This is a genomic window from Ekhidna sp. (genome assembly GCF_040223195.1).
GTDB lineage: Bacteria > Bacteroidota > Bacteroidia > Cytophagales > Cyclobacteriaceae > Ekhidna.
This window is the reverse complement of the sequence record NZ_JAVKDX010000015.1, coordinates 459777-472188: the sequence shown is the minus strand read 5'-3', so window position 1 is coordinate 472188 and position 12412 is coordinate 459777. Positions and strand designations below refer to the sequence as shown.

17 protein-coding genes are annotated in these 12412 nt (G+C 43.7%); 10 read left to right on the top strand and 7 right to left on the bottom strand.

Annotated features, from left to right (window positions below; genetic code table 11):
- Positions 1-24: 24 nt before the first annotated feature.
- The 4 genes from RLN88_RS09465 to RLN88_RS09450 all read left to right on the top strand — a co-directional run bounded on the left by RLN88_RS09465 (position 25) and on the right by RLN88_RS09450 (position 2928).
- Entirely contained in the window at positions 25-399 is a 375-nt protein-coding gene (locus RLN88_RS09465; RefSeq protein WP_350221154.1) for a tellurite resistance TerB family protein, read from the top strand.
- Positions 396-818, top strand: a complete 423-nt coding sequence (locus tag RLN88_RS09460; protein WP_350221153.1) for a YybH family protein — start codon at positions 396-398, stop codon at positions 816-818. Before RLN88_RS09465 ends, RLN88_RS09460 begins: the two co-directional genes overlap by 4 nt.
- A gap of 85 nt (positions 819-903) precedes the next feature.
- Positions 904-1353 (top strand): CBS domain-containing protein, encoded by a 450-nt coding sequence (locus tag RLN88_RS09455; RefSeq protein WP_350221152.1) that lies wholly within the window; start codon positions 904-906, stop codon positions 1351-1353.
- A gap of 51 nt (positions 1354-1404) precedes the next feature.
- The gene (locus RLN88_RS09450; RefSeq protein ID WP_350221151.1) at positions 1405-2928 is read left to right on the top strand and encodes a serine hydrolase; all 1524 of its coding nucleotides are present in this window, start codon (positions 1405-1407) and stop codon (positions 2926-2928) included.
- 1 nt (position 2929) lies between these two features.
- Here the strand turns inward: RLN88_RS09450 and RLN88_RS09445 are convergent, their stop codons facing one another.
- From RLN88_RS09445 to RLN88_RS09435, 3 genes are read right to left on the bottom strand one after another with little or no spacing between them, the layout of a single operon-like run.
- A complete protein-coding gene (locus tag RLN88_RS09445) occupies positions 2930-3598 on the bottom strand; it encodes a hypothetical protein (protein WP_350221150.1) in 669 nt (222 codons plus the stop codon).
- 33 nt (positions 3599-3631) lie between these two features.
- Positions 3632-4207: a YdeI/OmpD-associated family protein gene (locus RLN88_RS09440; RefSeq protein WP_350221149.1), complete on the bottom strand. Its 576-nt coding sequence runs from the start codon at positions 4205-4207 to the stop codon at positions 3632-3634.
- Position 4208: 1 nt separating this feature from the next.
- A complete protein-coding gene (locus tag RLN88_RS09435; protein WP_350221148.1) occupies positions 4209-4625 on the bottom strand; it encodes a hypothetical protein in 417 nt (138 codons plus the stop codon).
- Between the two features lie 181 nt (positions 4626-4806).
- Here RLN88_RS09435 and RLN88_RS09430 point away from each other — a divergent pair, with 181 nt between their 5' ends.
- The 3 genes from RLN88_RS09430 to RLN88_RS09420 are packed head-to-tail and all read left to right on the top strand — an operon-like array spanning position 4807 to position 6730.
- Positions 4807-5775, top strand: a complete 969-nt coding sequence (locus tag RLN88_RS09430; protein WP_350221147.1) for an alpha/beta hydrolase family protein — start codon at positions 4807-4809, stop codon at positions 5773-5775.
- Positions 5772-6122, top strand: a complete 351-nt coding sequence (locus tag RLN88_RS09425; RefSeq protein WP_350221146.1) for a PadR family transcriptional regulator — start codon at positions 5772-5774, stop codon at positions 6120-6122. The genes RLN88_RS09430 and RLN88_RS09425 overlap by 4 nt, the downstream gene beginning before the upstream one ends.
- A complete protein-coding gene (locus RLN88_RS09420) occupies positions 6119-6730 on the top strand; it encodes a hypothetical protein (RefSeq protein WP_350221145.1) in 612 nt (203 codons plus the stop codon). Before RLN88_RS09425 ends, RLN88_RS09420 begins: the two co-directional genes overlap by 4 nt.
- 52 nt (positions 6731-6782) lie before the next feature.
- Here the strand turns inward: RLN88_RS09420 and RLN88_RS09415 are convergent, their stop codons facing one another.
- Both RLN88_RS09415 and RLN88_RS09410 read right to left on the bottom strand, forming a co-directional pair.
- Positions 6783-7082 carry a glycine zipper domain-containing protein gene (locus tag RLN88_RS09415; RefSeq protein WP_350221144.1) on the bottom strand — a complete coding sequence of 100 codons (300 nt, stop codon included), beginning with the start codon at positions 7080-7082 and terminating at the stop codon, positions 6783-6785.
- Positions 7083-7105: 23 nt separating this feature from the next.
- The gene (locus RLN88_RS09410; protein WP_350221143.1) at positions 7106-7951 is read right to left on the bottom strand and encodes a TolB family protein; all 846 of its coding nucleotides are present in this window, start codon (positions 7949-7951) and stop codon (positions 7106-7108) included.
- Positions 7952-8021: 70 nt separating this feature from the next.
- Here RLN88_RS09410 and RLN88_RS09405 point away from each other — a divergent pair, with 70 nt between their 5' ends.
- Positions 8022-8678, top strand: coding sequence for a hypothetical protein (locus RLN88_RS09405; protein ID WP_350221142.1), 657 nt, complete (start codon positions 8022-8024; stop codon positions 8676-8678).
- A gap of 5 nt (positions 8679-8683) precedes the next feature.
- Here RLN88_RS09405 and RLN88_RS09400 read toward each other — a convergent pair whose 3' ends face one another.
- On the bottom strand, positions 8684-9910 hold the full coding sequence (locus RLN88_RS09400; RefSeq protein ID WP_350221141.1) for a 3-phosphoshikimate 1-carboxyvinyltransferase: 1227 nt from the start codon (positions 9908-9910) through the stop codon (positions 8684-8686).
- 69 nt (positions 9911-9979) lie between these two features.
- On the opposite strand from RLN88_RS09400, the gene RLN88_RS09395 reads away from it, so the two are divergent.
- Positions 9980-10135 carry a hypothetical protein gene (locus RLN88_RS09395; protein WP_350221140.1) on the top strand — a complete coding sequence of 52 codons (156 nt, stop codon included), beginning with the start codon at positions 9980-9982 and terminating at the stop codon, positions 10133-10135.
- Here the strand turns inward: RLN88_RS09395 and aroB are convergent.
- Positions 10128-11150, bottom strand: a complete 1023-nt coding sequence (gene aroB, locus RLN88_RS09390; protein WP_350221139.1) for a 3-dehydroquinate synthase — start codon at positions 11148-11150, stop codon at positions 10128-10130. The two genes, RLN88_RS09395 and aroB, sit on opposite strands and share 8 nt — an antisense overlap.
- Positions 11151-11211: 61 nt before the next feature.
- On the opposite strand from aroB, the gene RLN88_RS09385 reads away from it, so the two are divergent.
- Complete coding sequence (locus RLN88_RS09385) at positions 11212-12393, top strand: proline dehydrogenase family protein (protein WP_350221138.1); 1182 nt, start codon at positions 11212-11214, stop codon at positions 12391-12393.
- Positions 12394-12412: the final 19 nt, after the last annotated feature.

Genomic DNA, 12412 nt, shown 5'->3' with positions numbered 1-12412 from the left:
AATATCGTCCGGTCCCACCTCAACATGCTTGTGCAACTGGCACGGGTAGATGGAGTGGTTGTGCAGGAAGAAATCGACCTGATCAAGCAAATAGGCAAGGCCAACGGGATGTCCGCAGAGGAGATCAGCGAATGTTTCGAAGATCCTTCTGTGATAGAAGGGCTGGAAACCCTTTCTGATGACTTGCGCTATGACTACCTCTACAATGTGGTACAACTGATGAAGATCGATGGCCGGATTTATAAAGAAGAAATCAAATTTTGCGCACGCATCGCCAGCAAGCTGGGCTATGATGAAGATGTGTTGCGCGAGATGATGCTGAAAATCTATAGCGACCCTCATATCACCACCGATAAAGAAACCCTGAAAGCTAAGATTCAAACGTATCTTAGAAAATGAGGAAAATCGGGATCATACTCCTACTCACCACCACACAGGCTTTTTCACAGCAGAACCCGGACGAGCGGGCCATCCGCGAGGTATTGGCACAGCAGGAGGAATGCTGGAACGCCGGTGATCTGGAGTGCTTCATGGAAGGCTACTGGAAATCTGATCAACTGGTTTTTATCGGGAGCAAAGGGTTGACGTATGGCTGGCAGCAAACCCTTGATAATTATAAAAAATCCTATCCGGATAAATCTGCAATGGGCGAGTTGACTTTCGATTTGATCATACTGGAGCCCCTTAGCGATGATTTCTGGTCGGTGATAGGTAAGTGGAGCCTTAAAAGAAAAAGCGACAACCCCAGCGGGCATTTCTCCCTGCTTTTCAGACGGTTAGGCAATGACTGGGTCATTGTTTCAGATCACTCAAGCTAAGTTTCTGTGTGCTAATATTTTGCGTTTTCGTGTTTTTTGAGTAGATTCTATGCTACTTAAAACATTAATTCAGCTAGATATGGTAATGAGCTACAGAGGAGCAGAAGCTCCCAAAACCCAGGAATCCCAGGCACTCAAAGTAGAAGATTACATGGCCAGGAAGCTTATCACGTTTAGGCCGGATCAGGCCATGCATGAGGTCGTGGACGCTTTGATGAAACATAAAATTTCTGGTGGGCCTGTGGTGAATGACCAAGGTGAATTGGTGGGAGTGATTTCCGAAGGTGACTGCCTGAAGGAAGTGGTAAAAGGCAAATATGACAATATGCCCATCTTTACCGGTCGGGTAGAAGAATACATGGCTAAAAATGTGATCACAGTAAGTCCTGACCTGAATATTTTTGAAGCTGCCAAGATGTTTCTGGAGAAGCGCCTGAGAAGATTTCCGGTTATCTGGGATGGTAAATTGATTGGCCAGATCAGTCAAAAGGATGTGATGAAAGCGGTACTCAACGCCAAAAGCTCCACCTGGTAAATTCCCAGCATGATTCTTCGTATTTTCGTTCTTCATCTTAAACCCCGAAGAATGAAAAAGTTTATCTCAATTTTATCCCTGCTACTAGTTGTTTTTGCTTCCTCCGCTCAGGTGGATGTAAAAGCCATTGACAAATACATTGAAAAGGCCAGAAAGGACTGGAATGTACCAGGAATGGCAGTAGCCATTGTAAAAGATGGAAAGGTGGTTCTAAGTAAGGGATATGGCGTAAAGGAGCTGGGAGGGAAAGATCAGGTAGACGAAAATACTGTTTTTGCCATCGCATCCAATTCCAAGGCTTTTGTTGCTTCCTGCATTGCCAGACTTGTGGAGGAAGGCAAACTTTCCTGGAAGGATAAAGTAAGGGATTACCTGCCATACTTCACACTTTATGGTGATGAATACATTTCATCAATGGTTACAATCGAAGACCTCCTTTGCCATCGCGTGGGCCTTGGAACCTTCAGCGGAGATGTGATTTGGTATAAGACCGAGAAAACCCCTGAGGAAATCATAAAGCAAGCGGCATACGTACCGGAAGCGTATGAATTCCGGGATGGATATGGCTATACGAATCTAATGTTTATTGCAGCAGGTGAGGTGATAAGAAAGGTGACAGGTGAGCCGTGGGAAGCTTATGTGAAAGAGCATATTATGAATCCACTGGGAATGGAGAACACTGTAATCAGTATTAGTGATCTTCCGGAAAATGCTGCCACACCTCATAAACCTACATTGGAAAACGGAACGGTTCCTATAGAATGGGCCAGCTGGGATGCACCAAGTGCCGCTGGAGGGATTATTTCATCCGCTTCAGACATGGCAAAATGGATGATGATGAATTTGAATGGAGGTGAATGGGACGGAAAGCAATACATTGAGAAGGAACAGCAAAACCTATTATGGACACCACATAATAATTTCAAACTAAGTGAAGGTTCCAAAGGATCAATTCCGGGAAGGCATTTTGCGGGTTATGGTTTAGGTTGGAGCCTGATGGACTACTATGGAACAATGGTTGCAAGTCATGGTGGCGGATACGATGGCATGTACTCTCGCGTGATGATGATCCCGGATCTTAAACTCGGGATCGTTGTACTCACGAATACAATGGAAAGCATCTCTACACCGTTGACATACTACATTGCCAACCAATACCTGAAAAAAGATACGCGCGACTGGTCTCCAGAATATCTCGAAAGGGCACGGTCACGAGATGGCCATAGGGAAGATGTGGAGGAAAGAAAAGCTGCCCGTAGGATGGAGACAAAACCCTCCATTGAAATCACTGAAATGGAGGGTACTTACTATGATCCGATGTATGGAGAAATTTCAGTTGTTGAAACCAATGAGCAACTGAGAATGGCCTTTCAGTATGCTCCATTACTAAGTGCAACGTTAGAGCACTGGCACTACGATACCTATGAAATTAAGTGGGATAAAGAACATGCCTGGTTTGATTTTGGAACAGTTTCGTTTACGCTCGACAACAACCTGAAGGTGACTGGGCTGGAATTTGATGTTCCGAATGGAGACATCTTTTTCCATGAATTGCATCCGAAGAAGGTCGAGTAAACTACTTTGCTTCTATTTCACGATTTAGTCGAGGAAGCCATGTTTTAATGCTTTCTGAAGTATAACTCATTTGAATTGAGAATTCTTGTTCCATGTGGATCCATGCAGATAATAGAAAGTTTAGCTCACCACACTCTTCAGCAGTGAGTAAAAACTTAGATTGTTTTGTAATCCATTCTTTTCTTTCAGTCGAGTAGATTGCAGGATAGGAAATTTCCACCAACTTATTTTCCAATAACTCTCGCCTTTTTTTATTGTCTTCAATGTACCGAAGTTCAAGTGATATGGGTTTAAACCCATGAAGAAGGGTGTCATCTTCAATATTTGATAATAATCCTGAATTTTTAAGATTTTCATATCCTTCAAATCTCAGATGCAATACAGGTGTAAAACTGAGAAAATTTACCAGGGTGTGTGTTGAATCAACAATGCAATCTTCCAAATCAATAAGCACTGAATTCATCGCGGGGATAATGGCACTTTCCTGCATTAAACTATATTCCCTTAATATTTCCGAGTTGCCTAAAATGTCCTGTTTGATATTGATCAACAGCTCTTTTGTATCACGATCATTATTTTTCTGCTCACGGTAGTCTTCAATCCAAAAAGCGATTAGAATACTAAGAGTTATAAGTGTGAATTCCTTTAAGAATTGCCTTAAATTTTTCATAGCAGTTGACGAAAGTTAATCATTAGTTTTGAATCACTTTGTCCACTTGAGCGGAGGTACCTTGGTCTGCTCGGTCGAGCAATCTAAGAGTGTCTGAAATCTTTTCTCACGAGTTTCCTCTCTTTTTGCACTCATCACCCAGTGTATGGATTGCTTGCGATAGGATGGAGCAAGCTGGTTGTTGAAATAATCCCAGGCTTTTTTGTTTGCTTTTAGCTGTTTTTCAAAGGGGGCACTCAGGGCCACATTCTTTTGCTCAAAGGAAGCTTGTCCGGTGTTTTTAGGATCTCGCTGAGCATAGGCGGCCAGTCCTGCCGGAGTTACCAGATTAGCCTTCTTCAGCTCTTCCATTCGCTTGATGTTCACATGGCTCCAGTGGCTGGTTGGCTTACGTGGGGTAAACCGAACTTGATAGGCTTCTGCATCGTATTTCTTTCGGATACCATCAATCCAGCCAAAACAAAGTGCCTGATCTACCGACTCAGGCCAGGTGATGCTGGGTTTGCCGGTGGCTTTCTTATAATACCCTACCCACAGTTCAGTTTCAAGTTCATGATTTTCTTTCAGCCAGTTTCTGAAATCATTTGGTGTAGGAAAAAAGGTAGGCATTTTAGAAAGGCAATAAATCCGGTTCAACAAATTCCTGCTTTGCATGTGGGTCAGCAAATACATTGAACCCGTAATGCTGACCCAGGATGTCTTTAAAGTTTGTGAGTAAGCGTGGGAACTCTCGAATGAAATCTTTAAAATTATCCGATTTAGCTTTTTGCATGAAGTGATCCATGGCTTTTACTGAAGCGATAGTCACCGTCTTGTTAAATTTATCAAACACACCCAGCGATTCAGCATACCCTTTGATCTGGTCGCACATGTTCAGTTCAGCCTGTTCCCGCCCATATTTCTTGATGTGGATATAAGCCAACCTCAAATGAGCTTCGTGGGAAAACATAGTCGGTTTTAGCTGGTACGTTTCGAATTGTTTTTCGAACTCTTCGTCGGTGAAATTCCAGTGGTCTTTGATTCGCATAAGGCAAAGGTACGCCTCATTTGATTAGCGGTTCGGGGATTTGGGCAGACAGAAATTTGATTTTTAGGGCCATTCAAGGCATAGTTTAGATACCTTGAATAAAAATATATCAAATATTGAGGCATTTGTTTGGATATATCGTATTATGATGTATTACTTTGTGATGTAAAAAAGGAACAAAATGAAAAGGACAATTTTTATTATTGTATTAGCCTGTCTGTTTAGCGGCTGTACAGAGGAACCATCTCAGAACACTATTGATGAACTGAAGGCATCTTTTAGTAAGGGGGAAGTGATTAAAGTTAAGAGCATAGATTATACCCAGACCCCAATCTACAAGAAGGTAAAACATCATCCTGAACAATATACACATCTTGATAAGGTTGATTTTTATTCAATCTCTTACCTCAGCGATGGTTTGCTGATTACTGGACTGATGGTGACACCAAAAGAAGATGGCAGCTATCCGGTAATTGTCTTTAATCGTGGTGGTAACAGAGATCTTGGACGATTGCTGGTTGGCACCTCAGTGGATGTACTCTCAAGGTTTGCAGCGAAAGGTTATGTGGTGGTTGCTTCTAATTATCGAGGCAACTCCTCTACTGAGGGAATAGAGGAATTCGGGGGAAGTGATGTAAATGATGTGATTAATTTAGTAAAAGTACTGCCAGAGATACCCAAAGCGGATGCCGAAAAAGTAGGCCTTCTTGGATTGAGCAGGGGAGGAATGATGAATTATCTGACATTGAAAGGCGGCAATCTTACTCAAATAAAGGCAGCAGCGGCCATTGGTGGAATTGTGGATTTGAAAATAACAGCGAAGTATCATCCTGAAATGACTGAAGTATTTAATGAGCTGATTCCGGATATTGATATTGACAGGATGAACGCATTGAGAAGCCGGTCGGCGACTTATTGGGTGGATGAACTTCCGAAAAATGTACCGCTGATGATCTTGCATAGCAAGGCAGATGAGCATGTTAGCTATGAGCAAATCCCACCATTTCTCGATAGCTTGACTACCTACAATGTGCCATTTGAGTCAGTTATATATGAGGATGATACCCATGGATTGACCAATTATCAGGATGAGGTATTGCAGAAAATAATCGAATGGTTTGATAAATATTTAAAATTAGAACTCCAATGATATATTCAAAAGAACTCTTGAAGGGAACGCTGGAAGTGATCGTGCTACAGGTGCTATCGGAGAATGGAAAGATGTATGGCTATGAGCTTTCGCAGATGGTGAAAGAAAAAACGGATGGAAAGATTCACCTCAAGGACGGCTCGCTCTATCCTGCACTCCACAAGATGACCAAAGATGGAATCCTCACATTCGAAGAGGTCAGCATAGGGAAGCGAGTTCGGAAGTATTACAAGCTCACAGCCAAAGGGGAGGAGCAAAAGCAGACTCTCTTGGACGAGATGCGCGACTTTATAAAGACTATGGAAAAAGTGGTTTTTAACGAATTCAAAATTGCACCAGTGATATGATAGCCGAAGAATACGAAGAACGAATTATCCGTGAAATAAATAGCAGTAAAATTAAAAATCAGGTGCTTAAGGATGACTTGATCGATCACTTCTGCTGCCTGGTGGAAATTGAAATGGACAGAGGACTTTCCTTTGAGAAAGCACTACAAAAGGCATATATACAAACGGCCCCTAATGGGCTGGATGAAATACAACAAGAAACTATTTTTTTACTCAATTACTCAAAAATCATGTTTATGAAACGACTAATGTATGTAGTGGGCTATCTGTTCACAGTGACCTGGATAGCCGGTACTTTGATGAAAATTCTCCATTTGCCAGGAGCAGGTGTGCTAATGGGATTAGGTGCAATCGGAGTGGTATGTATTTTTCTGCCAGTCTTTCTCATCAATCGGTATAAGCATCTCGCAAGAGAGGTGCTCTCTGAGCGAATGAAGTGGATCTTTGGAGGAATTTCCATTGCACTTCTAATTGCCTCAATAACCATGAAGATGCTCCATATGATGGGTGCCGGGCTAATGCTTGCAATCAGTTTTCTGATTTTCGCGGTAGGCTTCTTACCCTTTCTGTTTTTCAGGATGTACAAAAAATCTGTAGATGAACTCTGAGGTCAAGGACTAAAACTCAAAATGAAAAGGCTACCTGTTTCAGGTGGCCCTTTCATTTTTCTTCACTACTCTGGTTCTTATGTTCCTTTCTACCGCCAGATCCCATTCCGGCACCCAATGCCACCCCCACACCAATCCATACGGCTAGATCGTCGGTAGCCACGCCGATGGCCGTGCCCATGGCAATTCCCAATATCAGACCTGAAGCAAATTTCTTTTTTCGATTCATAGGATTGTTTACGGCATATCTACAACTGTACGCATACAAATCATGGTAAGCGGTTTTTAATCCTCCCGCACTGCTCACGGCGGCACTCCACTTTCTTCCATAACTTCTCTCAATATTTACCAAGGCCTATCCTGATAATCGGATATTTACTGCCCAGCTATGGCAATCATTCGTCCGTCTGGTGATACGGATACCCGCGTGATTTGTGCAACTCCATTAGAAGCCAGATCAGCGAATTCCTGCCAGTCCTCCTCATCGGAAAAGAAGTAGAGCTTACTCCCTCGTCCCATGATGAGCACCCCACTTGGAGTCCAGCAATAATCCTCTGACCCGGCCAGGGTTTTTGCAATGTTCAGGGTTTCTTCGGTCTCCGGATTCATACTCTTTATCAACCACTCTTCCCCACTTTTATCTACATAGCTGAATGAACCTGAGTTAGGGATTTTGTGAAGCGATCGGCCAATATTCTCTGCTACTACTTTAGCCTGGCTTGTTTTTGTATTTACTAGTTGCATAGTGGCCGGATCTCCCAATACGAATGTGACAATCTCCCCATCGCTTATCCAGGCATGGTACCCAATCACCAATTCTGGGACGAGCACTTGTGGATTACCATTCAGATTATAAGCGTATAGCAACTGTAGCCCAGTAGTGTCCAGGCGGATACTTGAAATTCGACCATCCGGCATTTGAGTTGGAGAATATTCACCACCCTGAGGAGTATTCGTAATAATTTCGGTATTGCCGGACTCCACAAAGTACCTGGCAATTTCCGTTTGCCCGTTCACTGTTCGGGAATAAAGCAATGACTTGCTATCCCCCCAAAAGGAAGGCTGGTTGTCATAGCCCGGGTTATTGGAAATATTTTTGGGATTGATTATTTCAGGATTATCACCCTCCAAAAAATCAGCAAGATATACTTCTGTTTCCGGCTGGGAATAACATGGCAATGAACTAATTACGAAGAAAAAAGCAATGGCTCTATACATCATAGATTGGGTTTGTGTAGGTTGATCTTTTAAATTTAACTTCTAAACCTGACACAAATCCACAAGCATCGAAATGATTAAATCAATTCTCAAATTTTTAGGCATAGGCCTAGTCACACTTCTGATTATTGGCTTCCTCACCTATTTGTTCATGGATGAGTCCCTGCCTAATGGAGTGAACGGTCAGGCAGCAGAGCAGCTTGCGGATGAAATGTTGTCAGCACTGAACAAGCCAGCATTTGATTCATTGAAGCTGATCACCTTCACCTATCCAGGAGGACATTCATATGAATGGAACAAGGCAGAAAATAAGGTGAGGGTGCAGTGGGATAAAAATGACCTTGTGCTGGACATGAATCAGTCACCTGAGGATTATAGTGTACTGGAGTATCAGGCGTATGAGTACTTTCTCAACGATTCATTCTGGCTCATTGCGCCATTCAAAGTTAGGGATGATGGGGTGATACGATCCACTGTTGAGGTGGAAGGTGGTAGCGGGCTGTTGGTCACCTACACCTCCGGAGGGGTCACTCCGGGAGACAGCTACCTGTGGATTATTGATGAAAGGGGCTTCCCCACAGCGTGGAAGCTCTGGACTTCAAATGTACCTCTGGGTGGCCTTCGCACAAGCTGGGGCGGTTGGGTTGAAAAAGGTGGAGTCTGGTTTTCTACCTTTCATGCAAGTAAGTTTATAGATCTGGAGATTAAGGATTTGGAGGTAGAATATTAGTTGAATCAGCACTCCTCTACCTCCACACCAAGTTTTTTCACCTCCTCCCAAAATCCCGGATAGGACTTCTCTACCACCATTGGGTCGTCAATCGTCACATCCATTAGCTGACAGAGCGGTGCAAATGCCATAGCCATCCGGTGGTCTTCATAGGTTTCGATTTCTACAGAGGAAGGTAATTTCCCCACGGTGCTCAATATCCACTGATCTCCTTCTTCTACAAGTAGCGCACCAATCCTCGCCAGCTCGGTTTGCATGGCATAGATCCGATCGGTCTCTTTAATTCTCAAACTTTCAAGTCCGGTCATTCTTAAAGTGATACCTGAGGCAGCCGCTGCTACCATCACGGTTTGTGCCAGGTCTGGACAATTTTTAAAATCCAAAATGAGCTCCTCCTGTTTTTTGTCCCTTTTTACCAGCTTCACTCTTCCCGGCTCAAAATAGGAGATCACCCCCATTTGGTACATTATGTTGGCAATTTCATTATCGCCTTGAGATGAATAGTTCCAAATCCCCGGCAGATTTAAAGATCCCTTCTGCTTAGATAAAGCCATGAAACTGTACCAGTAGCTTGCCCCCGACCAGTCCCCTTCGATGGTGTGGGTAGAAGGAGTATAAACCTGTGGGCCGATACTTATGGAATTATCCTTCCACTTTCCATCCACTCCAAAACGGCGCATTAAATCAAGCGTCATCCTAATGTATGGCTTGCTATAAACCTCCGTGGTAAGATGGATCGTCAGGCCCTTCGGCAGACAGGGAGCTATCATGAGCAGCGCACTAATGTACTGACTGCTGATATTTCCAGGAATGGAAATGGTATCTGCCGCCTGTTCTTTAAGTGTATCAATTCGCATCGGTGGATACCCGTCCTTCTCCAGATAGGCAATGGGCACTCCGATTTCCCGCAATGCATCTACCAGCGGGCCAATGGGCCGTTTCTTCATCCTGTCCGTACCGGTAATCACTTGCTCGCCTTCCTGCAGTGCCAGGTAAGCCGTAAGAAAACGCATGGTGGTGCCGGCATCTTTCACATCAAAAGTTTCCGGATTTTCTGTAAGTAGCCGCAGCATCGTTTGTGTATCGCGCGCACCGGATAAATTTCCAATATCAGTGATTTGTCCGCCTGCTAATGCATTGATCAGGAGTGCACGATTACTTTCACTTTTTGAAGATTCCAGTGAAATAGTGCCCCTTAGTCGGGAATTATATCTTTTTAATCGATATTTCAATATTTGGCAGGTTTTTTGACCAACAGGCTTACAACTTTTTACGTTGCTAAGATGTCAATAAATTATAATATGTCAAGATCACGTACCATCGGAACCATATTCGCCTCCATCGCATTAGGTGCGCTTACTTTCTTTTTGAGCTCTCCCAAAAAGACCACCAAGAAAAAGGAACAGCAAACTTCACAAGATGATTATAGTGGCGACAAAGAAGACCTTTTTATTTAAGCACATCGCTTAATATTTGTTCTTCTACCAGCACATTGTATGTGCACGATCCCCTATTGTCCAAAAGGGAAAGCCGTACTCCTTTCTCATCATTTTTTTTATCCTGCTGCAAATGCCTTTTAAGGTCAGCAAAGGAGGGGAGATCCCCCGGAAAATCATAGATACCCTCGAGGTAAGATTTGATTTCATCGCTCACCTCTTTGCTCAGAATCCCCATCTTCTCGGCAATTGCATTCTCCAGCATCATTCCCCATGCCACAGCCTCGCCATGGAGGATTGGTGTGTCAGACAGGAGAAAATGTGACTCCAACGCATGACCAATGGTGTGACCGTAGTTCAATATTTTTCGAACACCACCCTCTCTTGGATCTTCGTCCACCACTTTATTTTTTATAGCTATGGAGATGGGAATGATTTCATCCCATTTAAAACGTTCAAAGGGAGTGTTTCTGAGATGGTCCCATTGCTGCCTGTCGCGGATCAGTGCATGCTTAATGATCTCCGCAAAGCCGGATCGTAGCTCGCGCTTTGGAAGTGTTTCTAAAAATTCCGTAAAAACAACAACCCTTGCCGGATCCTGAAAAAGCCCGAGGTGATTTTTCAATCCGTTGAAATCGACCCCAAGCTTGCCACCAATGCTGGCATCCACTTGTGATAGCAGGGTGGTGGGCACCTGGATAAACGCCATCCCCCGTTTAAACGTGGTAGCAGCAAATCCACCCATATCCCCAATCACTCCCCCTCCCAGGTTGATTAGCAGGCTCCTTCGGGTAAATCCTGCAGATGTGAGCTTCTCCCAGATTTTGATACAGGTATCCAGCGTTTTATTTTGCTCGCCAGATTGAATTTCAATGATGATGTCTGTAGCTATGTGCAGGTGCGGTAAACAATATTTTTTCGTATTTTCATCCACCAGCACGGCGATTTTGTCCGGTCGGATCGCTTCAATGGCAGCACTCATGTCGTGGTTGATATCGCATGAGAGCACTAAGTATTTTGGAAGATTGTCAGACATTTCTATAAACAGATAATGGTGTGAATCTGTTAGCTATCTTTGCACACCGATTTTCAAAAATATGCAATCAGATCCAATCAATTTCGATGATACTGCAACGGCATTTGCCCATCGCACCAACGGTGAATTGAAAAACTCTCATTTTGTATTTGCAAGTATGAGTAAGCCCTGGATGGTGAATATAGGAACAATTATGACCACCTGGGCTTTGAAGGTAAAGTTGCCGGTGAAGGGTTTGATTAAGCGTACGCTATTCAACCAGTTTTGTGGAGGTGAATCCATCAAAGATTGCAGCCATACCATCAACCTGTTGGGCGACCACAATGTGCAGACTATTCTGGATTATTCTGTAGAGGGAATCAACAATGAGGATGGCTACAATGACACCAGGGATGAGGCTTTGCGAGTGGTAGACTTTGCAGCAACAAATGACCACATTCCTTTCTGTGTCTTGAAACTCTCCGGGCTTGGCTCCACTGATCTGATGACAAAAGCCCAAAACAAAGAGAAGCTGACCGAAATCGAAAAAACCAAGCTGTACAACGTGGAGCTTCGGGTAGATGAAATTGTGAAGAAAGTGAGCGATAAGGGACTGATGATCATGATTGATGCCGAGGAGTCATGGTTTCAGAATTTCATCGATGGGGTGGCCTACCGCATGATGGAAAAATATAACAAGGACCGTCCGGTGGTTTACAATACTTATCAGCTTTATCGGCACGATGTGCTGGATCGGATGAAGCGTGCGCTTATTCAGGCTCAAACTGACGGATATTATCTGGGTGTAAAGCTGGTGAGGGGAGCATACATGGAAAAGGAGCGTGAGCGCGCCGAAGAGATGGAATATGAATCTCCAATTCATCCTGACAAAGCTTCTGTGGATAAGGATTATGATGAATCGCTTCGATTCTGCATAGAGCACATTGACAAAATGGGCGTGTGTGCGGGGACTCACAATGAAAAATCTGCCCAGTTGCTAGTACAACTCATGGAAGAACAGGGCATTTCGAAGAAAGACAACCGGATTTTATTTGCTCAGCTTTTGGGCATGAGCGACAACATCTCATTCAAACTGGCCGACCTGGGGTTCAATGTAGCCAAGTATGTTCCCTATGGACCGGTAGAGAAGGTGCTGCCATACCTGTTTAGACGAGCAGAAGAAAATACCTCCATCGCCGGACAAAGCGGCAGGGAATATATGCTGGTCAAAAAGGAGCTGAAAAGAAGAAAAAAATCGGCCTAAAAAAATAGTAATACGAACA